Here is a 26,905-nt window from a genome sequence, read left to right as displayed (position 1 = left end):
CTCACTAGTCGAGTCGGCCTGCGCGGAAGATGTAACGGGGCTCAAACCATACACCGAAGCTACGGGTATCACGTAAGTGATGCGGTAGAGGAGCGTTCTGTAAGCCTGTGAAGGTGAGTTGAGAAGCTTGCTGGAGGTATCAGAAGTGCGAATGCTGACATGAGTAACGACAATGGGTGTGAAAAACACCCACGCCGAAAGACCAAGGTTTCCTGCGCAACGTTAATCGACGCAGGGTTAGTCGGTCCCTAAGGCGAGGCTGAAAAGCGTAGTCGATGGAAAACAGGTTAATATTCCTGTACTTCTGGTTATTGCGATGGAGGGACGGAGAAGGCTAGGCCAGCTTGGCGTTGGTTGTCCAAGTTTAAGGTGGTAGGCTGGAATCTTAGGTAAATCCGGGATTCTAAGGCCGAGAGCTGATGACGAGTTACCCTTTGGGTGACGAAGTGGTTGATGCCATGCTTCCAAGAAAAGCTTCTAAGCTTCAGGTAACCAGGAACCGTACCCCAAACCGACACAGGTGGTTGGGTAGAGAATACCAAGGCGCTTGAGAGAACTCGGGTGAAGGAACTAGGCAAAATGGCACCGTAACTTCGGGAGAAGGTGCGCCGGTGAGGGTGAAGCACTTGCTGCGTAAGCCCACGCCGGTCGAAGATACCAGGCCGCTGCGACTGTTTATTAAAAACACAGCACTCTGCAAACACGAAAGTGGACGTATAGGGTGTGACGCCTGCCCGGTGCCGGAAGGTTAATTGATGGGGTTAGCTAACGCGAAGCTCTTGATCGAAGCCCCGGTAAACGGCGGCCGTAACTATAACGGTCCTAAGGTAGCGAAATTCCTTGTCGGGTAAGTTCCGACCTGCACGAATGGCGTAACGATGGCGGCGCTGTCTCCACCCGAGACTCAGTGAAATTGAAATCGCTGTGAAGATGCAGTGTATCCGCGGCTAGACGGAAAGACCCCGTGAACCTTTACTATAGCTTTGCACTGGACTTTGAATTTGCTTGTGTAGGATAGGTGGGAGGCTTTGAAGCGTGGACGCCAGTCTGCGTGGAGCCATCCTTGAAATACCACCCTGGCAACTTTGAGGTTCTAACTCAGGTCCGTTATCCGGATCGAGGACAGTGTATGGTGGGTAGTTTGACTGGGGCGGTCTCCTCCTAAAGAGTAACGGAGGAGTACGAAGGTGCGCTCAGACCGGTCGGAAATCGGTCGTAGAGTATAAAGGCAAAAGCGCGCTTGACTGCGAGACAGACACGTCGAGCAGGTACGAAAGTAGGTCTTAGTGATCCGGTGGTTCTGTATGGAAGGGCCATCGCTCAACGGATAAAAGGTACTCCGGGGATAACAGGCTGATACCGCCCAAGAGTTCATATCGACGGCGGTGTTTGGCACCTCGATGTCGGCTCATCACATCCTGGGGCTGAAGCCGGTCCCAAGGGTATGGCTGTTCGCCATTTAAAGTGGTACGCGAGCTGGGTTTAGAACGTCGTGAGACAGTTCGGTCCCTATCTGCCGTGGACGTTTGAGATTTGAGAGGGGCTGCTCCTAGTACGAGAGGACCGGAGTGGACGAACCTCTGGTGTTCCGGTTGTCACGCCAGTGGCATTGCCGGGTAGCTATGTTCGGGAAAGATAACCGCTGAAAGCATCTAAGCGGGAAACTTGCCTCAAGATGAGATCTCACTGGGACCTTGAGTCCCCTGAAGGGCCGTCGAAGACTACGACGTTGATAGGCAGGGTGTGTAAGCGCTGTGAGGCGTTGAGCTAACCTGTACTAATTGCCCGTGAGGCTTGACCATATAACACCCAAGCAATTTGCTGACTCGAAAGAGCACCAGATTGCGGTGTGTGAAGACGAAACGAACCGAAAGTTCGAATCTCACAAAACACCGAAAGCTGTCACATACCCAATTTGCTGAAGCGAGGCCACCAGGCCACGATTCGGTACCCGAATTTCTTGACGACCATAGAGCATTGGAACCACCTGATCCCATCCCGAACTCAGCAGTGAAACGATGCATCGCCGATGGTAGTGTGGGGTTTCCCCATGTGAGAGTAGGTCATCGTCAAGATTAAATTCCGAAACCCCTATCTGCTGATGCAGGTAGGGGTTTTGTTTTGCCCGCAGGAAAGTCATTTTGTGTTTCTATGCAACCGTCTTGCGCATGGCTATCATGCGGGCCTCATTATCAGGGCGCAGTCCGCATGCTCACGTTGCTAAAACTTCTGAAGGATGGCCGCTTTCATTCGGGGCAGGCGCTGGGTATTGCACTGGGTATCAGTCGCAGTGCTGTATGGAAGCAGTTGCAGCACTTGGAGGCGGATTTAGGGTTGTCTGTGCATAAAGTTCGAGGTAGGGGGTATCAATTGGCGAAGCCCCTGTTGCTTTTGGATGCGGCAGAAATCCGCGCAAAAGGCCTTCCTGAATGGCCTGTCCATATATTTGACTCTATCGACTCCACTAACGCCGAGGCGCTGCGTTGCATTGAACGTGGCGGGGCTGCACCGTTCTTGGTTTTGGCCGAGCGACAGTTAGCGGGGCGCGGTCGTCGTGGTCGTAAGTGGGTCAGTCCCTTTGCTGAAAATCTCTATCACAGCCTGGTGTTACGCATTGACGGCGGCATGCGACAAATTGAAGGTCTGAGTCTGGTAGTCGGGCTCGCAGTCATGCATGCCTTGCGCGACATGGGCATCGCGGGGGCAGGACTGAAATGGCCCAATGATGTCCTGGTGGGTGAGAAAAAGATTGCCGGCATTCTGCTTGAATTGGTGGGAGATCCTGCAGATGTTTGCCATGTCGTCCTGGGTGTGGGGGTTAATGTGAACATGCAAGCAACTGATGAGGTCGACCAGCAGTGGACATCCATGTGCCTTGAGGCGGGCAGGGATTTCGATCGAAATGAGCTGGTGGCGCGATTGGGTGCGAAGCTACGGCAGTATCTGGAGCGTCATCATGCATCGGGGTTTACCGCGATCCAGTCGGAATGGGAGCAGTACCATCTTTGGCAAGGCCGAGCTGTATCTCTGATTGCAGGTGTTAACAAAATTGACGGCATTGTGCTGGGCATTGATCAGCAGGGTGCGCTGCGTTTGAAGGTAGATGGTGTGGAAAAGAACTTTAGCGGTGGTGAGCTCAGTTTGAGGTTGCGTGATGATTCTTGAGCTTGACTGCGGCAACAGCTTTATCAAATGGCGTGTTCTTCGTGCTGACGGGATAACGCCGGTCGAGGGGGGCGTGGTCAGCTGTGACGACGATCTGCTGGCGAGCCTGAGTGATGGAGGGAAATTCCAGCTCAGAAAGTGTCGTCTTGTTAGCGTCAGGACCTTGGCGGAGACGGACTCACTGGTCGCTTCGCTGGTTGACCTGTTCGGGGTGTCGGTGGTTCGTGCTGTGCCCGCCCGGGAAATGGCAGGTGTGAAAAACGGCTACGAAGATTACGAGCGGCTAGGCCTCGATCGATGGCTGGCCTTGCTCGGCGGTTTTCATCTCGCTTCGGGGGCATGCCTGGTTCTTGATTTTGGTACTGCAGTTACTGCTGATTTCGTGGCGGCGGATGGCGAGCATCTCGGCGGATTCATTTGTCCTGGCATGCCGCTAATGCGTAATCAATTGCGTACCCACACACGAAAAATTCGCTATGACGATATAGCGGCCGAGCGAGCCCATGAGAGTCTCGCTCCAGGTCGTGCGACCGTCGAGGCGGTTGAGCGCGGTTGCATGCTGATGCTCAGGGGGTTCGTCCTGACTCAGCTTGAATTGGCGCGGCAATATTGGGGAAAGGAATTCGTGGTGTTTCTTACAGGAGGAGATGCCAATCTGGTTTCCGGGGTCGTTCCAGATGCCAGGGTGGTGCCTGACCTGGTTTTTGTTGGCTTGGCGATGGCCTGCCCTTTGTCTTGAGGTCTTTATGCGGTGGCTGTTTCTGTTATTGCTGGTTTTGAATGTCTTTTATTACATCTGGCATCAGCAGGAGGCTCCGCTTCGCGCCAAGGATGTCACGCCGCTGAGTTTGTATCGCGGTTCGCAACAGGATATCCATCTCTTGAGCGAAACGGCGGACGCCCTTGTTAGGCGCGATTCAGCCAAGTCCGGTGAGGTATCCCAAACCTGTGTCTACCTGGGTGGTTTTTCCCGTCCGGAGCTGGCCAGGCAGTTGGAGCAGCGTTTGGCGGCTTCAAGTGTCCTGGGTCGTTTCGTGGCGTCGGGCTCACAGAGCGCTCCTGAGGGTGGAGGGTTTTGGGTTCAGGTTTCCCAGGAAAGCGCGGGAAAGGTGAATGAAACGCTGCTTCAAAACCTTTCTAAAGAATTCAATGAGTTAAAACATAAAATAATGCCGTGCGAGGGGGTTGCACCCGCAGGGTAGTTTGCATAGAATGGCGCCCGCTTCGCAGCGAAGACCTTTAAAGGTAAGCGGTACGAAGCGACGTCAACGCAGCTAACCTCAGGTTTTTAATGAGAAAATGCTTGACAGAAGGCTGGCATGATATAGAATGCCGGCTCGCTTAGGAGGGGTTCCCGAGCGGCCAAAGGGATCAGACTGTAAATCTGACGTCTACGACTTCGAAGGTTCGAATCCTTCCCCCTCCACCATTTTTAGCGTGAGCTGCAAGCTCCGCGGGTATAGTTTAGTGGTAGAACCTCAGCCTTCCAAGCTGATGATGCGGGTTCGATTCCCGCTACCCGCTCCAAGTTTGCAGGTTGTGCAAAGTGTTTCGCTCTTGTAGCTCAGTTGGTAGAGCACACCCTTGGTAAGGGTGAGGTCAGCGGTTCAAATCCGCTCAAGAGCTCCATATAACAAGGCAGATATGCAAATATCTGCCTTTGTTTTAATGGCTTGTGTGACTCGCTAAATTCTTCTCCTAGGGGTGATTTCGATGGCTAAGGAAAAGTTCGAACGTAATAAGCCGCACGTCAACGTCGGTACCATTGGTCACGTTGACCACGGTAAGACCACGCTGACCGCTGCTCTGACCCGCGTCTGCTCCGAAGTTTTCGGTTCGGCCAAGGTTGACTTCGACAAGATCGACAGCGCCCCGGAAGAGAAAGCTCGCGGTATCACCATCAACACCGCTCACGTTGAATACGATTCGGCCGTGCGTCACTACGCACACGTTGACTGCCCAGGTCACGCCGACTACGTAAAAAACATGATCACCGGTGCTGCCCAGATGGATGGCGCGATCCTGGTTTGCTCGGCCGCTGATGGTCCGATGCCGCAAACCCGTGAGCACATCCTGCTGTCCCGTCAGGTAGGCGTTCCGTACATCGTTGTCTTCCTGAACAAGGCTGACATGGTTGACGACGCTGAGCTGCTGGAACTGGTTGAGATGGAAGTGCGCGACCTGCTGAGCACTTACGACTTCCCAGGTGATGACACTCCAATCATCATCGGTTCGGCTCTGATGGCTCTGAATGGCCAAGACGACAACGAAATGGGCACCACTGCTGTCAAGAAGCTGGTGGAAACTCTGGATAGCTACATCCCAGAGCCAGAGCGTGCTATCGACAAGCCGTTCCTGATGCCAATCGAAGACGTGTTCTCGATCTCCGGTCGCGGTACTGTTGTGACTGGTCGTGTTGAGCGTGGCATTGTTCGTATCCAGGAAGAAGTTGAGATTGTCGGTCTGCGCGACACTCAGAAAACTACCTGCACTGGCGTTGAGATGTTCCGCAAGCTGCTCGACGAAGGTCGTGCTGGCGAGAACTGCGGCGTACTGCTGCGCGGCACCAAGCGTGACGACGTTGAGCGTGGCCAGGTTCTGGTCAAGCCGGGCACCGTCAAGCCGCACACCAAGTTCACTGCAGAAGTCTACGTTCTGAGTAAGGAAGAAGGCGGTCGTCATACTCCGTTCTTCAAGGGCTACCGTCCACAGTTCTACTTTCGTACAACTGACGTGACTGGTAACTGCGAGCTGCCAGAAGGCGTTGAAATGGTAATGCCAGGTGACAACATTCAGATGACTGTTACCCTGATCAAGACCATCGCGATGGAAGACGGTCTGCGTTTCGCTATCCGTGAAGGCGGTCGTACCGTCGGCGCTGGCGTCGTAGCCAAAGTCATCGAGTAAACAGTTGTAATGTCTTTTTCGGGCCGGCATAATGGTCGGCCTGATTTTGTTTTAGGTCAGTAGCTCAATTGGCAGAGCGACGGTCTCCAAAACCGTAGGTTGGGGGTTCGATTCCCTCCTGACCTGCCAGATTCACTTGGTGTGTCTGGCTTTCTTTTCACAGGATCTTCATAGATGACTCCTAAAGCTGAAGCTCAAGGCTCTCGCTTCGATCTGCTCAAGTGGCTAGTGGTAGTCGCTTTGGTGGTTATTGGCGTTGTTGGCAATCAGTATTATTCTGCTTCGCCGATCCTGTACCGCGTACTAGCATTGCTCGCCATTGCTGCTGTAGCTGCCTTTGTAGGCCTGCAGACAGCCAAGGGCAAGTCTTTCTTTGTACTCGCTAAGGAAGCTCGCACCGAGATTCGTAAAGTCGTATGGCCGACTCGCCAAGAAACCACGCAGACCACGTTGATTGTTGTGGCTGTTGTTCTGGTAATGGCGTTGCTGTTGTGGGGGCTTGATTCCCTGCTCGGCTGGCTTGTTTCCTTGATTGTTGGCTAAGGGTGTCCCGTGGCTAAGCGTTGGTACGTTGTGCATGCTTACTCGGGTTACGAGAAGCATGTCATGCGCTCGCTGGTAGAGCGCGTAAAGCTGGCTGGCATGGAAGATGGCTTCGGCGAGATTCTGGTCCCCACTGAAGAAGTGGTTGAAATGCGCAATGGCCAGAAGCGCAAAAGTGAACGTAAGTTCTTTCCGGGCTACGTGCTGGTACAGATGGACATGAACGAAGGGACTTGGCACTTGGTCAAGGATACCCCTCGGGTGATGGGCTTCATTGGCGGTACCGCCGACAAGCCTGCGCCGATCACGGATAAAGAGGCAGAAGCGATTCTGCGTCGTGTCGCTGATGGTAGCGACAAGCCGAAGCCGAAAACGCTGTTTGAGCCGGGTGAGGTTGTACGTGTCACCGACGGTCCATTCGCTGATTTCAATGGCACGGTTGAAGAAGTTAACTACGAAAAGAGCCGGATCCAAGTGGCAGTGCTCATTTTCGGTCGCTCTACTCCGGTAGAGCTAGAGTTCAGCCAGGTCGAAAAGGTCTGATTGAACAGGCATCCCAACCCCGCAGCCCTAGGCTGTGGGGTTTTGTCGTCACTGGGATAAACGCGCAAGTAACCGGGGAGCCTTTCGAGGCGTTCGAACCCGTAATTGGAGTGCCTCATGGCCAAGAAAATTACCGCTTACATCAAGCTGCAAGTGAAGGCCGCTCAGGCTAACCCAAGCCCACCTGTTGGTCCTGCCCTGGGTCAGCACGGCGTGAACATCATGGAGTTCTGCAAGGCTTTCAACGCCCGTACTCAGGGTCTTGAGCCAGGTCTGCCGACTCCAGTGATCATCACTGTCTACAGCGACCGTAGCTTCACTTTCGAAACAAAAAGCACCCCGGCTTCGGTTCTGCTGAAGAAGGCTGCAGGTTTGACCAGCGGTTCCGCTCGTCCAAACACCGTTAAGGTTGGCACCGTTACCCGTGCTCAGTTGGAAGAAATCGCGAAAACCAAAAACGCGGATCTGACTGCAGCTGATATGGATGCAGCCGTGCGTACTATCGCCGGTTCTGCTCGTAGCATGGGCCTTAACGTGGAGGGTGTGTAATGGCTAAGCTGACCAAGCGTCAAAAGGCTATCGCCGGCAAAATCGAAGCAGGCAAGGCCTACAACTTTGTAGACGCCGCCGCTCTGCTGGCTGAGCTGTCGACTGTCAAGTTCAGCGAGTCGTTCGACGTTGCTGTGAACCTGGGTGTTGACCCACGTAAATCCGACCAGGTCGTTCGTAGCGCAACCGTGCTGCCACACGGCACTGGCAAGACCGTTCGTGTTGCCGTGTTCACCCAGGGCCCAGCAGCTGAAGCTGCTCTGGCCGCTGGCGCTGATCGCGTAGGCATGGACGACCTGGCTGCTGAAATGAAGGGCGGCGACCTGAACTATGACGTAGTGATCGCATCTCCGGATGCCATGCGTGTTGTAGGTCAGTTGGGTCAGATCCTCGGTCCACGTGGTCTGATGCCTAACCCTAAAGTCGGCACCGTAACGCCAGACGTAGCCACCGCGGTTAAAAACGCCAAGGCTGGTCAGGTTCGTTATCGCACCGACAAAAACGGCATCATCCACACTTCCGTTGGCAAGATCGGCTTCGACGCCGTCAAGCTGAAGGAAAACGTTGAAGCCCTGATCGCTGATCTGAAGCGTATCAAGCCAGCTTCTTCGAAAGGTATCTACGTCAAGCGCGTTACCCTGAGCACCACTATGGGCCCAGGTCTGGTCATCGATCAGAGCTCGCTCGACGCGTAAGACTCAGGTTGGCACGAGCAATCGCGCCAACCACAAAATTGGGGTCCCTGCCTGGCGGGGGCTGTCCAAGACCGTAGGCGACGCAAGTCTTAAACCACAAGCCTACGCAGATGGTGCTCCCGGTTCCTTACCGAATCAGACACCAAAACGACATTCGGTTTCGATCGAATGAAACGGTAACAAGCAGGAGTTAAACCCGTGGCAATTAATCTCGAAGACAAGAAGGCCATCGTCGCTGAAGTCAACGAGGCTGCCAAAGTCGCTCTGTCCGCTGTCGTGGCTGATGCCCGTGGCGTAACAGTAGGCGCAATGACCGGACTCCGTAAAGAGGCCCGTGAAGCTGGCGTTTACGTACGTGTCGTACGTAACACCCTGCTCAAGCGCGCTGTTGCTGACACTGAATACAGTGTTCTCAACGACGTGTTCACCGGCCCGACCCTGATCGCGTTCTCCAAAGATCATCCAGGCGCTGCTGCCCGTTTGTTCAAGGAATTCGCCAAGGGTCAGGACAAGTTCGAGATCAAGGCAGCTGCGTTCGAGGGCAAGTTCCTCGCAGCTAATCAGATCGATGTACTGGCAACACTGCCGACCCGCGACGAAGCCATTTCGCAGCTGATGAGCGTGATTCAAGGCGCCACCAGCAAGCTGGCTCGTACCCTGGCTGCAGTTCGCGAGCAAAAAGAAGCTGCCGCAGCCTAAGGCTGAGCACTTTCTCTCGCGCTTTTTTGTTTATTTCGATGGCCGCGTAGGCCGTCCCCCAATTCAGGAAATACAGTAATGTCTATCTCCCAAGACGATATCCTCAACGCCGTAGCTGAAATGTCGGTTCTGCAGGTTGTTGAGCTGATCAAAGCTTTCGAAGAAAAATTCGGCGTTTCCGCTGCCGCTGCTTCCGCTGGTCCAGCTGCTGCTGCCGCCGTTGTTGAAGAGCAAACCGAATTCAACGTCATGCTGACCGAAGCTGGCGAGAAGAAAGTAAACGTGATCAAGGCAGTACGTGAACTGACCGGTCTGGGCCTGAAAGAAGCCAAGGCTGTAGTTGACGGCGCTCCTGCCATGGTTCTGGAAGCTGTATCGAAAGACGCAGCTGACAAAGCCAAGGCCACTCTGGAAGAAGCAGGCGCTAAAGTCGAGCTGAAGTAAGCATCGACTTTGCGTCTCCAGCCCGAGCGTTAAGCGACAGGCTGATGGCTGGTGGCTCTTGCCACCGGCCTTTTTCCGTTATTGGCAGCCGACTGGGTCGGTGCTGATCGCGAGCTGTAACCACCCGATGTGGTGGCGCAAACCATGGGGTTTGCACGATTTTCTGGCTGCTCCCGTCGGGAGGGGCCAAACAAGCAGGTGACCAAGCTGGGGAACGCTGATGGCTTACTCATATACTGAGAAAAAACGTATCCGCAAGGACTTTAGCAAGTTGCCGGACGTCATGGATGTGCCGTACCTCCTGGCCATCCAGCTGGATTCGTATCGTGAATTCTTGCAAGCGGGAGCGACTAAAGATCAGTTCCGCGACGTGGGCCTGCATGCGGCCTTCAAATCCGTTTTCCCGATCATCAGCTACTCCGGCAATGCTGCGCTGGAGTACGTCGGTTATCGCCTGGGCGAACCGGCATTTGATGTCAAAGAATGCGTATTGCGCGGTGTGACTTACGCCGTACCTTTGCGGGTAAAAGTGCGCCTGATCATTTTCGACAAAGAATCGTCGAACAAAGCGATCAAGGACATCAAAGAGCAAGAAGTCTACATGGGTGAAATCCCCCTGATGACTGAAAACGGTACCTTCGTAATCAACGGTACCGAGCGTGTAATCGTTTCCCAGCTGCACCGTTCTCCGGGCGTGTTCTTCGACCACGACCGTGGCAAGACGCACAGCTCCGGCAAACTGCTTTACTCCGCGCGCATCATTCCTTACCGCGGTTCGTGGTTGGACTTCGAATTCGACCCGAAAGACTGCGTGTTCGTGCGTATCGACCGTCGTCGCAAGCTGCCTGCATCGGTACTGCTGCGTGCGCTCGGCTATACCACTGAAGAAGTGCTGGACGCGTTCTACACCACCAACGTTTTCCACGTGCAAGGTGAAAACCTCAGCCTGGAACTGGTGCCTCAGCGCCTGCGCGGTGAAATCGCTGTCCTCGATATCCAGGATGACAAAGGCAAGGTTATTGTCGAGCAGGGTCGTCGTATCACCGCTCGCCACATCAACCAGCTGGAAAAAGCCGGGATCAAAGAGCTGCAAGTGCCTCTGGACTACGTCCTGGGTCGCACCACGGCCAAGGTCATCGTGCATCCGGCCACCGGCGAAATCCTGGCAGAGTGCAACACCGAGCTGAACACCGAGATCCTGGCGAAAATCGCCAAGGCCCAGGTCGTTCGCATCGAGACGCTGTATACCAACGACATCGACTGTGGTCCGTTCATTTCCGACACGCTGAAGATCGACTCCACCGGCAACCAGCTGGAAGCCCTGGTCGAGATCTATCGCATGATGCGTCCTGGCGAGCCGCCAACCAAGGATGCCGCCGAGACCCTGTTCAACAACCTGTTCTTCAGCCCTGAGCGCTATGACCTGTCTGCGGTCGGCCGGATGAAGTTCAACCGTCGTATCGGTCGTACCGAGATCGAAGGTTCGGGTGTACTGAACAAGGACGACATCGTCGCGGTCCTCAAGACCCTGGTCGACATCCGTAACGGCAAAGGCATCGTCGATGATATCGACCACCTGGGTAACCGTCGTGTTCGCTGCGTAGGCGAGATGGCCGAGAACCAGTTCCGTGTTGGCCTGGTGCGCGTAGAGCGTGCGGTCAAGGAACGCCTGTCGATGGCTGAAAGCGAAGGCCTGATGCCGCAAGACCTGATCAACGCCAAGCCTGTGGCTGCGGCGGTGAAGGAGTTCTTCGGTTCGAGCCAGCTGTCCCAGTTCATGGACCAGAACAACCCGCTGTCCGAGATCACCCACAAGCGTCGTGTCTCCGCACTCGGCCCAGGCGGTCTGACTCGTGAGCGTGCAGGCTTCGAAGTTCGTGACGTACACCCGACGCACTACGGTCGTGTATGCCCGATCGAAACGCCGGAAGGTCCGAACATCGGTCTGATCAACTCCCTGGCTGCCTATGCGCGCACCAACCAGTACGGCTTCCTCGAAAGCCCGTACCGCGTGGTGAAAGATGCCCTGGTCACCGACGAGATCGTGTTCCTGTCCGCCATCGAAGAAGCTGATCACGTGATCGCCCAGGCTTCGGCCACGATGAACGACAAGAAAGTTCTGATCGACGAGCTGGTAGCGGTTCGTCACTTGAACGAGTTCACCGTCAAGGCGCCGGAAGACGTCACCTTGATGGACGTGTCGCCGAAGCAGGTAGTGTCGGTTGCAGCGTCGCTGATCCCGTTCCTCGAGCACGACGACGCCAACCGTGCGTTGATGGGTTCGAACATGCAGCGTCAAGCTGTACCCACCCTGCGTGCCGACAAGCCGCTGGTCGGTACCGGCATGGAGCGTAACGTAGCCCGTGACTCCGGCGTTTGCGTCGTGGCTCGTCGTGGCGGCGTGATCGACTCCGTCGACGCCAGCCGTATCGTGGTTCGTGTTGCCGATGACGAAGTTGAAACTGGCGAAGCCGGTGTCGACATCTACAACCTGACCAAATACACCCGCTCCAACCAGAACACCTGCATCAACCAGCGTCCGCTGGTGAGCAAGGGTGATCGGGTTCAGCGCAGCGACATCATGGCCGACGGTCCGTCCACCGATATGGGTGAACTGGCGTTGGGCCAGAACATGCGCATCGCGTTCATGGCATGGAACGGCTTCAACTTCGAAGACTCCATCTGCCTGTCCGAGCGTGTGGTTCAGGAAGATCGCTTCACCACGATCCACATCCAGGAACTGACCTGTGTGGCCCGTGACACCAAGCTTGGCCCAGAGGAAATCACTGCGGACATCCCGAACGTGGGTGAAGCTGCACTGAACAAGCTGGACGAAGCCGGTATCGTTTATGTAGGTGCCGAAGTAGGCGCAGGCGACATCCTGGTGGGCAAGGTCACTCCGAAAGGCGAGACCCAGCTGACTCCGGAAGAAAAACTGCTGCGTGCCATCTTCGGTGAAAAAGCCAGCGACGTTAAAGACACCTCCCTGCGCGTGCCTACCGGCACCAAGGGTACCGTCATCGACGTACAGGTCTTCACCCGCGACGGCGTTGAGCGTGATGCTCGTGCACTGTCCATCGAGAAGACTCAGCTCGACGAGATCCGCAAGGACCTGAACGAAGAGTTCCGTATTGTCGAAGGCGCGACTTTCGAACGTCTGCGCTCCGCCCTGGTAGGCCACAAGGCTGAAGGCGGCGCCGGCCTGAAGAAAGGTCAGGAAATCACCGACGAAGTCCTCGACGGTCTTGAGCACGGCCAGTGGTTCAAACTGCGCATGGCTGAAGACGCTCTGAACGAGCAGCTCGAGAAGGCCCAGGCCTACATCGTTGATCGCCGCCGTCTGCTGGACGACAAGTTCGAAGACAAGAAGCGCAAACTGCAGCAGGGCGATGACCTGGCTCCAGGCGTGCTGAAAATCGTCAAGGTTTACCTGGCAATCCGTCGCCGCATCCAGCCGGGCGACAAGATGGCCGGTCGTCACGGTAACAAGGGTGTGGTCTCCGTGATCATGCCGGTTGAAGACATGCCGCACGATGCCAATGGCACCCCGGTCGATGTGGTCCTCAACCCGTTGGGCGTACCTTCGCGTATGAACGTTGGTCAGATCCTTGAAACCCACCTGGGCCTCGCGGCCAAGGGCTTGGGCGAGAAGATCAACCGTATGATCGAAGAGCAGCGCAAGGTCGCTGACCTGCGTAAGTTCCTGCACGAGATCTACAACGAGATCGGCGGTCGCAACGAAGAGCTGGACACCTTCTCCGACCAGGAAATCCTGGATCTGGCGAAGAACCTGCGCGGCGGCGTTCCAATGGCCACTCCGGTGTTCGACGGTGCCAAGGAAAGCGAAATCAAGGCCATGCTGAAGCTGGCAGACCTGCCAGAAAGCGGCCAGATGCAGCTGTTCGACGGCCGTACCGGCAACAAGTTCGAGCGCCCGGTTACCGTTGGCTACATGTACATGCTGAAGCTGAACCACTTGGTAGACGACAAGATGCACGCTCGTTCTACCGGTTCTTACAGCCTGGTTACCCAGCAGCCGCTGGGTGGTAAGGCGCAGTTCGGTGGTCAGCGTTTCGGGGAGATGGAGGTCTGGGCACTGGAAGCGTACGGTGCTGCATACACTCTGCAAGAAATGCTCACAGTGAAGTCGGACGATGTGAACGGCCGGACCAAGATGTACAAAAACATCGTGGACGGCGATCACCGTATGGAGCCGGGCATGCCCGAGTCTTTCAACGTGTTGATCAAGGAAATTCGTTCCCTCGGCATCGATATCGATCTGGAAACCGAATAACACGTGACGCGAATCGAGAGCGGGGCTGTTTTGCCCGCTCTCTGCTCCGCCAGGAGGAAAGGCCTTGAAAGACCTACTGAATTTGCTGAAAAACCAGGGTCAAGTCGAAGAGTTCGACGCCATCCGTATTGGATTGGCCTCGCCTGAGATGATCCGTTCGTGGTCGTTCGGTGAAGTTAAAAAGCCGGAAACCATCAACTACCGTACGTTCAAACCTGAGCGTGACGGCCTGTTCTGCGCCAAGATCTTTGGCCCGGTCAAGGATTACGAGTGCCTGTGCGGTAAGTACAAGCGCTTGAAGCACCGCGGTGTGATCTGCGAGAAGTGCGGCGTTGAAGTCGCGCTGGCAAAAGTTCGTCGTGAGCGCATGGCGCACATCGAACTGGCCTCGCCGGTTGCCCACATCTGGTTCCTGAAATCGCTGCCGTCCCGTATCGGCTTGCTGATGGACATGACCCTGCGTGATATCGAACGTGTTCTCTACTTCGAGAGCTATGTCGTTATCGATCCAGGCATGACCACTCTTGAAAAAGGTCAGCTGCTCAACGACGAGCAGTACTTCGAAGCGCTGGAAGAGTTCGGTGACGATTTCGATGCCCGCATGGGTGCCGAAGCTGTCCGCGAACTGCTGCACGCTATCGACCTGGAGCACGAGATTGGCCGTCTGCGCGAAGAAATTCCGCAAACCAACTCCGAAACCAAGATCAAGAAGCTGTCCAAGCGTCTGAAGTTGATGGAAGCCTTCCAGGGTTCCGGCAACCTGCCAGAGTGGATGGTGCTGACCGTTCTGCCGGTTCTGCCGCCAGACCTGCGTCCGCTGGTTCCGCTCGATGGCGGTCGTTTCGCGACTTCCGACCTCAACGATCTGTATCGTCGAGTGATCAACCGTAACAACCGCTTGAAGCGCCTGCTCGATCTGTCCGCTCCGGACATCATCGTGCGCAACGAAAAGCGTATGTTGCAGGAAGCGGTCGACGCACTGCTCGACAACGGTCGTCGTGGCCGCGCTATTACCGGTTCCAACAAGCGTCCTCTGAAATCCCTGGCTGACATGATCAAGGGTAAGCAGGGTCGTTTCCGTCAGAACTTGCTCGGTAAGCGTGTTGACTACTCCGGTCGTTCGGTAATTACCGTAGGCCCGACCCTGCGTCTGCACCAGTGCGGTCTGCCTAAGAAAATGGCCTTGGAGCTGTTCAAGCCGTTCATTTTCGGCAAGCTGGAAATGCGTGGTCTGGCGACCACCATCAAAGCGGCCAAGAAAATGGTCGAGCGCGAGCTGCCAGAGGTCTGGGACGTTCTCGCTGAAGTGATTCGCGAACACCCAGTGCTGCTCAACCGTGCACCGACCCTTCACCGTCTGGGCATCCAGGCGTTTGAACCGGTACTGATCGAAGGTAAGGCTATCCAGCTGCACCCGCTGGTCTGTGCTGCGTACAACGCCGACTTCGACGGCGACCAGATGGCCGTGCACGTACCGCTGACGCTGGAAGCCCAGCTCGAAGCGCGCGCGTTGATGATGTCGACCAACAACATCCTGTCGCCAGCCAACGGTGAGCCAATCATCGTTCCGTCGCAGGACGTTGTATTGGGTCTGTACTACATGACGCGTGAAGCGATCAACGCCAAGGGCGAAGGTCGTGTGTTCGCGGATCTGCAGGAAGTTGACCGTGTGTTCCGTGCCGGCGAAGCCGCACTGCATGCCAAGGTCAAGGTGCGGATCAACGAAACCGTGAACGATCGTGACGGCGGCAGCGTGACCAACACTCGTATCGTCGACACTACCGTCGGCCGTGCGCTGTTGTTCCAGGTTGTGCCAAAAGGCTTGTCCTTCGACGTCGTCAACCTGCCGATGAAGAAAAAGGCGATCTCCAAGCTGATCAACCAGTGCTACCGCGTGGTGGGTCTGAAAGAGACCGTGATCTTCGCTGACCAGTTGATGTACACCGGTTTTGCCTATTCGACCATTTCCGGCGTTTCCATCGGCGTTAACGACTTCGTTATCCCGGATGAAAAAGCCCGCATCATCGGTGCTGCCACCGAAGAAGTGAAAGAGATCGAAAGTCAGTACGCCTCCGGCCTGGTAACCCAGGGCGAGAAGTACAACAAGGTGATCGACCTCTGGTCCAAGGCGAACGACGAAGTTTCCAAGGCGATGATGGCCAACCTCTCGAAAGAGAAAGTCATCGACCGTCACGGCAACGAAGTCGACCAGGAATCCTTCAACTCGATGTACATGATGGCCGACTCGGGCGCACGGGGTTCTGCTGCGCAGATCCGTCAGCTCGCCGGTATGCGTGGCCTGATGGCCAAGCCGGACGGTTCCATCATCGAGACCCCGATTACCGCGAACTTCCGTGAAGGCTTGAGCGTACTCCAGTACTTCATCTCCACTCACGGTGCTCGTAAGGGTCTTGCGGATACCGCGTTGAAAACGGCGAACTCCGGTTACCTGACTCGTCGTCTGGTAGACGTTGCCCAGGATCTGGTCGTGACCGAGATCGATTGCGGCACCGAACATGGCCTGGTCATGACGCCGCACATTGAAGGCGGTGACGTAGTAGAGCCATTGGGTGAGCGCGTATTGGGTCGTGTCATCGCCCGTGACGTATTCAAGCCGGGTACCGAGGACGTCATCGTTCCTGCTGGCACCTTGGTTGACGAGAAGTGGGTCGAGTTCATCGAACTCAACAGCATCGACGAAGTGATCGTACGTTCGCCGATCAGCTGCGAAACCCGCTACGGCATCTGCGCCAAGTGCTACGGTCGCGACCTGGCTCGTGGTCACCAGGTGAACATCGGTGAAGCGGTCGGCGTTATCGCTGCCCAGTCCATCGGTGAGCCGGGTACCCAGCTGACGATGCGTACGTTCCACATCGGTGGTGCGGCAAGCCGGACCTCCGCGGCCGACAGCGTCCAGGTGAAGAATGGCGGTACCGTCCGTCTGCACAACCTCAAGCACGTAGAGCGTGTCGACGGTCACCTGGTGGCTGTGTCCCGTTCCGGTGAGCTGGCCATCGCTGATGACTTCGGTCGTGAGCGTGAGCGTTACAAGCTGCCGTACGGTGCTGTGATTTCGGTGAAGGAAGGCGACAAGGTCGACGCTGGTGCCATCGTGGCCAAGTGGGATCCGCACACTCACCCGATCGTCACCGAGATGAAAGGTACCGTGACCTACGTGGGCATGGAAGAAGGCATCACGATCAAGCGTCAGACCGACGAATTGACCGGTATGACCAACATTGAAGTACTTGATGCAAAAGATCGTCCAGCTGCCGGCAAGGACATCCGTCCTGCTGTGAAGATGGTCGATGACAACGGCAAGGACCTGTTGCTGCCAGGCACTGACGTAATCGCTCAGTACTTCCTGCCAGCCAACGCCCTGGTCGGTGTTGCGGACGGTGCGCGGATCGCGATCGGTGACGTAATCGCTCGTATCCCGCAGGAAACTTCGAAAACCCGCGACATCACCGGTGGTCTGCCGCGTGTTGCCGACTTGTTCGAAGCTCGTCGTCCGAAAGAAGCCTCGATTCTGGCTGAAGTCAGCGGCACCATCGCGTTCGGTAAAGAGACCAAGGGCAAGCGCCGTCTGGTCATTACTCCGAACGACGGTAGCGATCCGTACGAAGAGCTGATTCCGAAGTGGCGTCACCTGAACGTCTTCGAAGGCGAACAGGTAAATCGCGGCGAAGTTATCTCGGACGGCCCGAGCGATCCACACGACATCCTGCGTCTGCTGGGTGTGAGTGCGCTGGCCAAGTACATCGTGAACGAGATCCAGGACGTTTACCGTCTGCAAGGCGTGAAGATCAACGACAAGCACATCGAGACCATCCTGCGTCAGATGCTGCGTAAGGTCGAGATCGCTGAATCCGGCGACTCGAGTTTCATCAAGGGCGACCAGATGGAACTGACTCACGTACTGGTGGAAAACGAGCGCCTGGCGACCGAAGACAAGTTCGTCTCCAAGTTCACTCGCGTGCTGCTGGGTATCACCAAGGCGTCGTTGTCCACCGAATCGTTCATCTCGGCGGCTTCCTTCCAGGAAACCACCCGCGTACTGACCGAAGCGGCGGTAACCGGCAAGCGCGACTACCTGCGCGGCCTGAAAGAAAACGTGGTCGTGGGTCGTCTGATCCCGGCCGGTACCGGCTTGGCCTATCACAGCGAGCGCAAGCGTCGCCGTGATGCTGACAAACCGTTGCGCGTAAGCGCCAGTGAAGTGGAAGCTGCACTGACCGAAGCACTGAACTCGAGTGGTAACTGAGTTCTGCGGTAATTGAGTGCCTGGCCCTGGTCACCCCGTTCGGCGGATCGAGACAAATTGTCGAGATCCGGCGGACGGGGAGGTCGGGGCCTTGCCTTGACTGGGGGCAAGATCCTCTTTAGACTCTTGATCCCCTAAATTTGGCGGGAATTCGTTCCTGCCATTTTGCTTTTCTTGTAAGACAATAGCGTCGCAAGACAACAGTGGAGCTAGTAGATGGCAACTATCAACCAGCTGGTACGTCAGCCGCGTAAGCGTATCGTCGAGAAATCCGACGTGCCTGCGCTGCAGAACTGCCCGCAACGTCGTGGCGTATGCACCCGTGTGTATACCACCACGCCGAAAAAACCTAACTCGGCACTGCGTAAAGTATGCCGTGTGCGTCTGACCAACGGTTTCGAGGTTTCCTCGTACATCGGCGGTGAAGGCCACAACCTGCAAGAGCACAGCGTGGTCCTGATCCGCGGCGGTCGTGTAAAAGACTTGCCAGGTGTTCGTTACCACACCGTTCGCGGCTCTTTGGATACTTCCGGCGTCAAAGGTCGTAACCAAGGTCGTTCGAAGTACGGTACCAAGCGTCCGAAATAATCGGCCGTTTTGCAGTTTTTAATTTTATTGAGTCGATAAGAGTAAGGTCGGGCACGCATCTGCTGTCCCGGGCTAACCTGAAGACCGTTTGAGGGCTTATCAATGCCAAGACGTCGCGTAGCAGCCAAACGTGAGATTCTGGACGATCCGAAATACGGAAGCCAGATTCTCGCCAAGTTCATGAACCACGTAATGGAAAGCGGCAAGAAAGCCGTGGCCGAGCGTATCGTTTATGGCGCACTGGACAAAGTTAAGGAACGCAAGAACAGCGATCCCCTGGAAATCTTCGAGAAAGCTCTCGACGCCATCGCTCCGCTGGTCGAAGTGAAGTCGCGCCGTGTAGGCGGTGCTACTTACCAGGTTCCGGTCGAAGTTCGTCCGTCCCGTCGTAACGCCCTGGCAATGCGCTGGCTGGTAGACTTCGCTCGCAAGCGCGGTGAGAAGTCCATGGCCCTGCGTTTGGCTGGTGAACTGTTGGACGCTGCTGAAGGTAAAGGTGCTGCAGTTAAGAAGCGTGAAGACGTGCACCGTATGGCTGAAGCCAACAAGGCTTTCTCGCACTACCGCTTCTAATTTTAGCGTCACTCAATTTGCGAGGGCTTTATGGCTCGTACTACACCGATTAACCGCTACCGTAACATCGGTATCGTTGCTCACGTGGATGCTGGTAAAACCACCACCACCGAGCGCGTCCTTTTTTACACCGGCAAAAGTCACAAAATGGGCGAGGTGCATGATGGCGCCGCGACCACAGACTGGATGGTGCAGGAGCAGGAGCGTGGTATTACCATTACTTCTGCTGCTATCACCGCCTTCTGGAAAGGTTCCGAGAAGCAGTACCCGCACGAGCACCGCTTCAACGTTATCGATACCCCAGGCCACGTAGACTTCACCATTGAAGTTGAGCGTTCCCTGCGTGTACTCGACGGCGCTGTCGTTGTGTTCTGTGGTACTTCGGGTGTTGAGCCTCAGTCGGAAACCGTATGGCGTCAGGCCAACAAATACGGCGTTCCACGTCTTGTTTACGTAAACAAGATGGACCGTGCTGGTGCCAACTTCCTGCGCGTGATCGCTCAGATCAAGCAGCGTCTGGGTCACACTCCGGTGCCGATCCAGTTGGCTATCGGTTCCGAAGACAACTTCCAGGGTCAGATCGATCTGATCAACATGCAAGCTGTCTACTGGAACGATTCCGACAAGGGCATGGTTCCTGTTCGCAAGGACATTCCTGCTGAATTGCTGGAAGAAGCCGAGAAGTGGCGCGGCAACATGGTTGAGGCTGCGGCCGAAGCCAATGAAGAGCTGATGAACAAGTACCTTGAGGGTGAAGAACTCACCAACGAGGAAATCAAGGCCGCTCTGCGTCAGCGTACCATCGCTGGTGAGATCGTTCTGGCTGTTTGCGGTTCTTCCTTCAAGAACAAGGGTGTTCCCCTGGTTCTCGACGCCGTTATCGACTTCCTGCCTGCTCCAACCGACATTCCTGCTATCAAGGGTTCCAACCCGGATAACGAGGAAGAGGAAATGGAGCGTCACGCAAGTGATGACGAGCCTTTCGCGGCTTTGGCGTTCAAGATCGCTACCGACCCATTCGTGGGTACCTTGACCTTTGTTCGAGTTTACTCGGGCGTGTTGGCCTCCGGCGACGGCGTGATCAACTCGGTAAAAGGCAAGAAAGAGCGCGTGGGTCGTATGGTGCAAATGCACGCAAACGCCCGTGAAGAAATCAAGGAAGTACGCGCTGGCGACATCGCGGCCTTGATCGGCATGAAGGACGTCACCACCGGTGAAACCTTGTGCAACGCTGACAAGCCAATCATCCTGGTTCGCATGGACTTCCCGGAGCCGGTTATTTCGGTTGCCGTTGAGCCTAAGACCAAGGACGACCAGGAAAAAATGGGTATCGCTCTGGGCAAGCTTGCTCAGGAAGACCCGTCTTTCCGCGTCAAGACTGATGAAGAGACTGGTCAGACGATCATCTCCGGCATGGGTGAGTTGCACCTGGACATCCTGGTTGACCGGATGCGCCGTGAGTTCAACGTCGAAGCCAACATCGGTAAGCCTCAGGTTTCCTATCGTGAGCGCATCACGAAGAACTGTGAAATCGAAGGCAAGTTCGTTCGCCAATCCGGCGGTCGTGGCCAGTTCGGTCACTGCTGGATCCGTTTTGCACCGGCTGACGAAGGTCAGGAAGGTCTGCAATTCGTGAACGAAGTCGTAGGTGGTGTGGTTCCTAAGGAATACATCCCGGCGATCCAGAAGGGTATCGAAGAGCAGATGAAGAACGGCGTTGTTGCCGGCTATCCGCTGATCGGCCTGAAGGCGACTGTGTTTGATGGTTCTTACCACGACGTCGACTCCAACGAGATGGCGTTCAAGGTGGCTGCTTCCATGGCAACCAAGCAACTGGCCCAGAAGGGCGGTGGTGAGTTGCTCGAGCCGATCATGGCAGTAGAAGTCGTTACGCCTGAAGACTACATGGGTGATGTCATGGGCGACCTTAACCGTCGTCGTGGCATGATTCTGGGCATGGAAGATACGGTTTCCGGCAAGGTTATTCGTGCCGAGGTTCCGTTGGGTGAAATGTTCGGTTACGCGACCGACGTTCGTTCCATGTCTCAGGGTCGCGCAAGCTACTCTATGGAATTCAAAAAATACAATACAGCTCCGTCGCATATCGTCGAGACTGTTACCAAAAAGCAAGGCTGATTCAGCCCTTTAGGCAAGGAGTTAATTGTCGTGGCTAAAGAAAAATTTGATCGTTCCCTACCGCACGTCAACGTTGGCACCATTGGTCACGTTGACCACGGTAAAACCACCCTGACTGCTGCTCTGACTCGCGTCTGCTCCGAAGTTTTCGGTTCGGCCGTTGTTGCTTTCGACAAGATCGACAGCGCTCCGGAAGAAAAGGCTCGTGGTATCACCATCAACACCGCGCACGTTGAGTACAACTCTTCGATTCGTCACTACGCTCACGTTGACTGCCCAGGTCACGCTGACTATGTGAAGAACATGATCACCGGTGCTGCCCAGATGGACGGCGCGATCCTGGTTTGCTCGGCCGCTGATGGTCCGATGCCACAAACCCGTGAGCACATCCTGCTGTCCCGTCAGGTAGGCGTTCCGTACATCGTTGTCTTCCTGAACAAGGCTGACATGGTTGACGACGCTGAGCTGCTGGAGCTGGTTGAGATGGAAGTGCGCGATCTGCTGAGCACTTACGACTTCCCAGGTGATGACACTCCAATCATCATCGGTTCGGCTCTGATGGCTCTGAACGGCCAAGACGACAACGAAATGGGTACCACCGCTGTCAAGCGTCTGGTAGAAACTCTGGACAGCTACATCCCAGAGCCAGTTCGTGTTATCGACAAGCCGTTCCTGATGCCAATCGAAGACGTATTCTCGATCTCTGGTCGCGGTACTGTTGTGACTGGTCGTATCGAGCGCGGTATCGTCAAGGTTCAGGATCCACTGGAAATCGTAGGTCTGCGTGACACCACCGTCACCACCTGCACCGGTGTTGAAATGTTCCGTAAGCTGCTCGACGAAGGTCGTGCTGGCGAGAACTGCGGCGTTCTGCTGCGTGGTACCAAGCGTGACGACGTTGAGCGTGGCCAGGTTCTGGTTAAGCCAGGTTCGGTCAAGCCGCACACCAAGTTCGAAGCTGAAGTGTACGTTCTGAGCAAAGAAGAAGGCGGTCGTCACACTCCGTTCTTCAAAGGCTACCGTCCACAGTTCTACTTCCGGACCACTGACGTGACCGGTAACTGCGAACTGCCGGAAGGCGTTGAAATGGTAATGCCAGGCGACAACATCAAAATGGTTGTCACCCTGATCAAGACCATCGCAATGGAAGACGGTCTGCGTTTCGCTATCCGTGAAGGCGGTCGTACCGTCGGCGCTGGCGTCGTAGCCAAAATCATCGAGTAAGCTCTTTTTGAGTCAGCTTCGATGAGTTGAGAAAGCCCCCGCCCAGCGGGGGCTTTTTTATTGGGTTGACACCTATATGGGGCGTCTATAGAATTGCGCCTCCTTTTAACGGGCGTATTGCGCTCGGTGGGAATAGCAGCCGGAGTCTGAAATCCAATGCAAAATCAGCAAATCCGTATCAGGTTGAAGGCTTTCGACCATCGCCTGATCGACCAATCCACCCAGGAAATCGTGGAAACCGCGAAACGTACTGGTGCTCAAGTGCGTGGTCCAATTCCACTGCCTACCCGTAAAGAGCGGTTCACCGTTCTGGTCTCCCCGCACGTCAACAAAGACGCGCGTGACCAGTACGAGATCCGTACTCATAAGCGCGTTCTGGACATCGTCCAGCCAACGGATAAAACCGTTGATGCACTTATGAAGCTCGATCTTGCGGCCGGTGTGGAAGTGCAGATCAGCCTCGGCTAAGACTCGGTCTTAGTCGTGTAACGCTCTGAAATGGGCGGCCATAGCGGGTGAAAGCCCCGTACACTCATGAGGTTTACAACATGACTATTGGTGTAGTCGGTCGTAAATGCGGTATGACCCGTATTTTCACCGAAGAAGGTGTCTCCATTCCGGTCACGGTCATTGAGATCGAGCCGAATCGCGTCACCCAGTTCAAAACTGAAGAGACCGATGGCTATCGTGCAGTGCAAGTCACTGTCGGCGAGCGTCGCGCTTCGCGTGTAACAGCAGCTCAGGCTGGCCACTTCGCCAAGGCGAACGTTGCCGCTGGTCGTACCGTAATGGAATTCCGCCTTGAAGAAGGCGAGTACCAGGCCGGCGATCTGATCAACGCTGAAATCTTCGCCGCTGGTCAACTGGTTGATGTGACCGGTCAGTCCAAGGGTAAAGGCTTCCAGGGTACGATCAAGCGTTGGAACTTCCGCGGGCAAGATAACACCCACGGTAACTCCGTATCCCACCGCGTTCCAGGCTCTATCGGCCAGTGCCAGACTCCTGGTCGTGTATTCAAGGGCAAAAAAATGTCCGGTCATATGGGCGCTGAGCGCGTGACCGTGCAGTCCCTCGAAGTAGTGCGCGTGGACGCTGAACGCAATCTGTTGTTGGTCAAGGGCGCTGTTCCTGGCGCTACTGGCGGCAACTTGGTTGTACGTCCAGCAGCCAAGGCTCGCGGTTAAGGGGAAGCTGACATGCAATTAAATGTAAATGACGCTCAAGCGATCGAAGTTTCCGAACTGACATTTGGCGGCGAATTCAACGAGACGCTGGTTCACCAAGCAGTCGTGGCCTACATGGCTGGCGGCCGTCAAGGTAGCAAGCAGCAAAAGACCCGTTCCGACGTTTCCGGTGGCGGCAAGCGCCCATGGCGTCAGAAAGGTACTGGCCGTGCTCGTGCCGGTACTATCCGTAGCCCAATCTGGCGTGGCGGCGGTACCACTTTCGCAGCTCGTCCTCAGGATCACTCCCAGAAGCTGAACAAGAAGATGTATCGCGCAGCAATGCGTTCCATCCTTGCTGAGCTGGTGCGTACTGATCGTCTGGTCGTGGTTCAGGACTTCGCTGTTGAAGCACCGAAAACCAAAGATCTGCTGAACAAGCTGAACGGCATGGGCCTGACTGACGTCCTGATCGTGTCTGACGCTGTTGATCAGAACCTGTACCTGGCTGCTCGCAACCTGCCACACGTCGACGTTCGTGACGTGCAGGGTTCCGATCCGGTCAGTCTGATCGCATACGACAAGGTGTTGATCACCGTGTCGGCCGTGAAGAAATTCGAGGAGCTGCTGGGATGAACCAGGAACGCGTATTTAAAGTTCTGCTTGGCCCGCACGTTTCCGAGAAGGCTACGGTTCTGGCAGACAAGAAAGGCCAGTTCGTTTTCAAGGTTGCGACTGACGCAACCAAGCTGGAAATCAAGAAGGCCGTCGAAAGCCTGTTCAGCGTGAAAGTAGAGCGCGTGACTACCCTGAACGTACTGGGTAAAAGCAAGCGCACTGCTCGCGGTCTGGGCAAGCGTAATGACTGGAAGAAGGCAGTTATCTCCCTTCAGCCAGGCCAAGATCTCGATTTCAGCAGCAGTGCTGAGTAAGGAAGGGGTGCATCATGGCAATCGTTAAATGCAAACCGACTTCCCCTGGCCGCCGTTTTGTGGTCAAGGTGGTCAACCAGGAGCTGCATAAAGGCGCTCCTCACGCACCGCTGCTCGAGAAAAAATCGAAGTCTGGTGGTCGTAACAACAATGGCCGTATTACCACGCGTCACATCGGTGGTGGTCATAAGCAGCATTATCGTCTGGTCGACTTCCGTCGCAACGACAAGGATGGCATCGCTGCCACCGTCGAGCGTATCGAATACGATCCAAACCGTACTGCTCACATCGCTCTGCTGCTGTACGCAGATGGCGAGCGTCGCTACATCATCGCCCCTAAAGGCGTGAGCGCTGGCGACCAGCTGATCGCAGGTGCCCTGGCACCGATCAAGCCGGGCAACGCTCTGCAACTGCGTAACATTCCAGTTGGTAGCACCGTACACGGCATCGAATTGAAGCCAGGTAAAGGCGCACAGATCGCTCGTTCCGCTGGTGCTTCGGCTCAGCTGATCGCTCGTGAAGGTGTCTACGTGACCCTGCGTCTGCGTTCTGGTGAGATGCGTAAAGTACTGGCTGAATGCCGTGCGACCCTGGGCGAAGTCTCGAACTCCGAGCACAGCCTGCGTTCGTTGGGTAAAGCTGGTGCCAAGCGCTGGCGTGGCGTTCGCCCAACCGTTCGTGGTGTTGCCATGAACCCGGTTGACCACCCACATGGTGGTGGTGAAGGTCGTACCTCTGGTGGTCGTCATCCGGTATCGCCATGGGGCTTCCCGACTAAGGGCGCGAAGACTCGTGGTAATAAGCGTACCGACAAAATGATCGTCCGTCGTCGCAAGTAAATAGAGGGATACGACAGTGCCACGTTCTCTGAAAAAAGGTCCTTTTATTGATCTTCACCTACTGAAGAAGATCGAAGTGGCGGCGGAAAAGAACGATCGCAAACCAGTTAAGACCTGGTCGCGTCGTTCGATGATCCTGCCACAAATGGTCGGTCTGACCATCGCAGTACACAACGGTCGTCAACACGTCCCAGTTCTCGTTAACGAAGACATGGTCGGCCACAAACTGGGCGAGTTCGCCGGTACCCGCACTTATCGTGGGCACGTGGCAGACAAGAAAGCCAAGCGTTAAGGGGTTAGGAAATGGAAGTAGCCGCTAAGTTGTCGGGCGCTCGAATCTCCGCCCAGAAAGCCCGCTTGGTCGCCGACCAGATCCGCGGGAAGAAGGTGGGCGAAGCGCTCAACCTGTTGGCTTTCAGCAGTAAGAAAGCCGCCGAGATCATGAAGAAAGTGCTGGAGTCGGCCGTAGCCAACGCCGAGCATAACGAAGGCGCAGACGTTGATGACCTGAAGGTCAGCACCGTTTTCGTCAACGAAGGGCGTTCGCTGAAGCGCATCATGCCACGTGCCAAAGGCCGTGCTGATCGCATCGTCAAGCGGTCTTGCCATATCACTGTCAAGGTTGCTGACAAGTAACGGAGTCGAAGAGATGGGTCAGAAAGTACATCCCATTGGCATTCGCCTGGGAATCGTCAAGGAGCACACCTCCGTCTGGTACGCAGACGGTCGGACTTATGCGGACTACTTGTTCGCTGATCTGAAGGTGCGTGAGTATCTCCAAGACAAACTAAAAAGCGCGTCCGTAAGCCGTATCGATATCCATCGTCCGGCGCAGACTGCACGTATCACCATCCACACCGCTCGTCCAGGTATCGTTATCGGGAAGAAAGGTGAAGATGTTGAGAAACTGCGTCAGGACCTGACCAAGCAAATGGGTGTGCCTGTGCACATCAATATCGAAGAGATCCGCAAGCCGGAGCTCGACGGTATGCTGGTTGCGCAGAGCGTAGCTCAGCAGCTGGAGCGTCGCGTCATGTTCCGTCGCGCTATGAAGCGCGCTGTACAGAACGCAATGCGCATTGGTGCCAAAGGCATCAAAATCCAAGTGAGCGGTCGTCTCGGCGGTGCTGAAATCGCACGTACTGAATGGTATCGCGAAGGTCGTGTGCCACTGCACACCCTGCGTGCCGACATCGACTATGCCAACTACGAAGCTCACACCACTTACGGTGTGATCGGTGTAAAGGTTTGGATCTTCAAAGGCGAAGTAATTGGTGGTCGCCAAGAAGAACTGAAACCACAAGCACCAGCGCCTCGTAAAAAAGCTGCTAAGTAAGGGGTACGCCA

24 protein-coding genes, 4 tRNA genes and 2 rRNA genes (1 of these 30 cut by a window edge) are annotated in these 26,905 nt (G+C 55.6%); all 30 read left to right on the top strand.

Annotated features, from left to right (window positions below):
* Positions 1–1,802, top strand: a 23S ribosomal RNA gene (locus ACLH0I_RS26615); it begins 1,090 nt to the left of the window's first position.
* 157 nt (positions 1,803–1,959) lie between these two features.
* Positions 1,960–2,075: ribosomal RNA gene (rrf, locus tag ACLH0I_RS26610) — 5S ribosomal RNA — on the top strand.
* 133 nt (positions 2,076–2,208) lie between these two features.
* On the top strand, positions 2,209–3,165 hold the full coding sequence (birA, locus tag ACLH0I_RS26605) for a bifunctional biotin--[acetyl-CoA-carboxylase] ligase/biotin operon repressor BirA (RefSeq protein ID WP_411385779.1): 957 nt from the start codon (positions 2,209–2,211) through the stop codon (positions 3,163–3,165).
* Complete coding sequence (locus tag ACLH0I_RS26600; RefSeq protein WP_411385778.1) at positions 3,155–3,904, top strand: pantothenate kinase; 750 nt, start codon at positions 3,155–3,157, stop codon at positions 3,902–3,904. The genes birA and ACLH0I_RS26600 overlap by 11 nt, the downstream gene beginning before the upstream one ends.
* A 7-nt stretch (positions 3,905–3,911) precedes the next feature.
* Positions 3,912–4,367 carry a hypothetical protein gene (locus ACLH0I_RS26595; protein ID WP_250962647.1) on the top strand — a complete coding sequence of 152 codons (456 nt, stop codon included), beginning with the start codon at positions 3,912–3,914 and terminating at the stop codon, positions 4,365–4,367.
* A gap of 142 nt (positions 4,368–4,509) precedes the next feature.
* Positions 4,510–4,594 (top strand) — tRNA-Tyr (locus tag ACLH0I_RS26590).
* Positions 4,595–4,618: 24 nt separating this feature from the next.
* Positions 4,619–4,692: transfer RNA gene (locus ACLH0I_RS26585), tRNA-Gly, on the top strand.
* A gap of 26 nt (positions 4,693–4,718) precedes the next feature.
* Positions 4,719–4,794: transfer RNA gene (locus tag ACLH0I_RS26580), tRNA-Thr, on the top strand.
* 84 nt (positions 4,795–4,878) lie between these two features.
* The gene (gene tuf / locus ACLH0I_RS26575; RefSeq protein ID WP_003186103.1) at positions 4,879–6,072 is read left to right on the top strand and encodes an elongation factor Tu; all 1,194 of its coding nucleotides are present in this window, start codon (positions 4,879–4,881) and stop codon (positions 6,070–6,072) included.
* A 53-nt stretch (positions 6,073–6,125) separates the two neighbouring features.
* Positions 6,126–6,201: transfer RNA gene (locus ACLH0I_RS26570), tRNA-Trp, on the top strand.
* A gap of 45 nt (positions 6,202–6,246) precedes the next feature.
* Positions 6,247–6,615: a preprotein translocase subunit SecE gene (gene secE, locus ACLH0I_RS26565; RefSeq protein WP_003206102.1), complete on the top strand. Its 369-nt coding sequence runs from the start codon at positions 6,247–6,249 to the stop codon at positions 6,613–6,615.
* 9 nt (positions 6,616–6,624) lie between these two features.
* Positions 6,625–7,158, top strand: coding sequence for a transcription termination/antitermination protein NusG (nusG, locus tag ACLH0I_RS26560; protein WP_003186097.1), 534 nt, complete (start codon positions 6,625–6,627; stop codon positions 7,156–7,158).
* A 117-nt stretch (positions 7,159–7,275) separates the two neighbouring features.
* Positions 7,276–7,707 carry a 50S ribosomal protein L11 gene (rplK, locus tag ACLH0I_RS26555; protein ID WP_003176435.1) on the top strand — a complete coding sequence of 144 codons (432 nt, stop codon included), beginning with the start codon at positions 7,276–7,278 and terminating at the stop codon, positions 7,705–7,707.
* A complete protein-coding gene (rplA, locus tag ACLH0I_RS26550) occupies positions 7,707–8,402 on the top strand; it encodes a 50S ribosomal protein L1 (RefSeq protein WP_003186095.1) in 696 nt (231 codons plus the stop codon). The genes rplK and rplA overlap by 1 nt, the downstream gene beginning before the upstream one ends.
* Before the next feature lie 198 nt (positions 8,403–8,600).
* Positions 8,601–9,101 carry a 50S ribosomal protein L10 gene (gene rplJ / locus ACLH0I_RS26545; RefSeq protein WP_047230484.1) on the top strand — a complete coding sequence of 167 codons (501 nt, stop codon included), beginning with the start codon at positions 8,601–8,603 and terminating at the stop codon, positions 9,099–9,101.
* A 78-nt stretch (positions 9,102–9,179) separates the two neighbouring features.
* A complete protein-coding gene (gene rplL / locus ACLH0I_RS26540; RefSeq protein WP_025215758.1) occupies positions 9,180–9,545 on the top strand; it encodes a 50S ribosomal protein L7/L12 in 366 nt (121 codons plus the stop codon).
* Between the two features lie 220 nt (positions 9,546–9,765).
* On the top strand, positions 9,766–13,839 hold the full coding sequence (rpoB, locus tag ACLH0I_RS26535; RefSeq protein ID WP_053125867.1) for a DNA-directed RNA polymerase subunit beta: 4,074 nt from the start codon (positions 9,766–9,768) through the stop codon (positions 13,837–13,839).
* Between the two features lie 64 nt (positions 13,840–13,903).
* Positions 13,904–18,103 (top strand): DNA-directed RNA polymerase subunit beta', encoded by a 4,200-nt coding sequence (gene rpoC / locus ACLH0I_RS26530; protein ID WP_047230482.1) that lies wholly within the window; start codon positions 13,904–13,906, stop codon positions 18,101–18,103.
* 216 nt (positions 18,104–18,319) lie between these two features.
* Entirely contained in the window at positions 18,320–18,691 is a 372-nt protein-coding gene (rpsL, locus tag ACLH0I_RS26525; RefSeq protein WP_003186084.1) for a 30S ribosomal protein S12, read from the top strand.
* 102 nt (positions 18,692–18,793) lie between these two features.
* Positions 18,794–19,264, top strand: coding sequence for a 30S ribosomal protein S7 (rpsG, locus tag ACLH0I_RS26520; RefSeq protein ID WP_003186074.1), 471 nt, complete (start codon positions 18,794–18,796; stop codon positions 19,262–19,264).
* A 30-nt stretch (positions 19,265–19,294) separates the two neighbouring features.
* Complete coding sequence (gene fusA, locus ACLH0I_RS26515; RefSeq protein ID WP_053125865.1) at positions 19,295–21,400, top strand: elongation factor G; 2,106 nt, start codon at positions 19,295–19,297, stop codon at positions 21,398–21,400.
* A gap of 30 nt (positions 21,401–21,430) precedes the next feature.
* Entirely contained in the window at positions 21,431–22,624 is a 1,194-nt protein-coding gene (gene tuf, locus ACLH0I_RS26510; protein ID WP_003186071.1) for an elongation factor Tu, read from the top strand.
* A 156-nt stretch (positions 22,625–22,780) separates the two neighbouring features.
* The gene (gene rpsJ, locus ACLH0I_RS26505) at positions 22,781–23,092 is read left to right on the top strand and encodes a 30S ribosomal protein S10 (RefSeq protein WP_003186070.1); all 312 of its coding nucleotides are present in this window, start codon (positions 22,781–22,783) and stop codon (positions 23,090–23,092) included.
* Between the two features lie 80 nt (positions 23,093–23,172).
* On the top strand, positions 23,173–23,808 hold the full coding sequence (rplC, locus tag ACLH0I_RS26500; protein ID WP_003186059.1) for a 50S ribosomal protein L3: 636 nt from the start codon (positions 23,173–23,175) through the stop codon (positions 23,806–23,808).
* Between the two features lie 12 nt (positions 23,809–23,820).
* Positions 23,821–24,423, top strand: a complete 603-nt coding sequence (rplD, locus tag ACLH0I_RS26495) for a 50S ribosomal protein L4 (RefSeq protein ID WP_003186057.1) — start codon at positions 23,821–23,823, stop codon at positions 24,421–24,423.
* Positions 24,420–24,719 (top strand): 50S ribosomal protein L23, encoded by a 300-nt coding sequence (gene rplW, locus ACLH0I_RS26490; RefSeq protein WP_002555488.1) that lies wholly within the window; start codon positions 24,420–24,422, stop codon positions 24,717–24,719. The genes rplD and rplW overlap by 4 nt, the downstream gene beginning before the upstream one ends.
* A 14-nt stretch (positions 24,720–24,733) precedes the next feature.
* The gene (gene rplB / locus ACLH0I_RS26485; protein WP_003186055.1) at positions 24,734–25,558 is read left to right on the top strand and encodes a 50S ribosomal protein L2; all 825 of its coding nucleotides are present in this window, start codon (positions 24,734–24,736) and stop codon (positions 25,556–25,558) included.
* A 16-nt stretch (positions 25,559–25,574) separates the two neighbouring features.
* Complete coding sequence (gene rpsS / locus ACLH0I_RS26480) at positions 25,575–25,850, top strand: 30S ribosomal protein S19 (RefSeq protein WP_002555486.1); 276 nt, start codon at positions 25,575–25,577, stop codon at positions 25,848–25,850.
* Positions 25,851–25,861: 11 nt separating this feature from the next.
* Complete coding sequence (gene rplV, locus ACLH0I_RS26475) at positions 25,862–26,194, top strand: 50S ribosomal protein L22 (RefSeq protein ID WP_003103908.1); 333 nt, start codon at positions 25,862–25,864, stop codon at positions 26,192–26,194.
* 13 nt (positions 26,195–26,207) lie between these two features.
* Entirely contained in the window at positions 26,208–26,894 is a 687-nt protein-coding gene (gene rpsC / locus ACLH0I_RS26470) for a 30S ribosomal protein S3 (RefSeq protein WP_003176422.1), read from the top strand.
* Positions 26,895–26,905: the final 11 nt, after the last annotated feature.

The organism is Pseudomonas sp. MPB03, assembly GCF_046605385.1.
GTDB lineage: Bacteria > Pseudomonadota > Gammaproteobacteria > Pseudomonadales > Pseudomonadaceae > Aquipseudomonas > Aquipseudomonas zanjanensis.
Note: the sequence above shows the minus strand (reverse complement) of the source record. Positions and strands in the feature narration are given on the sequence as shown.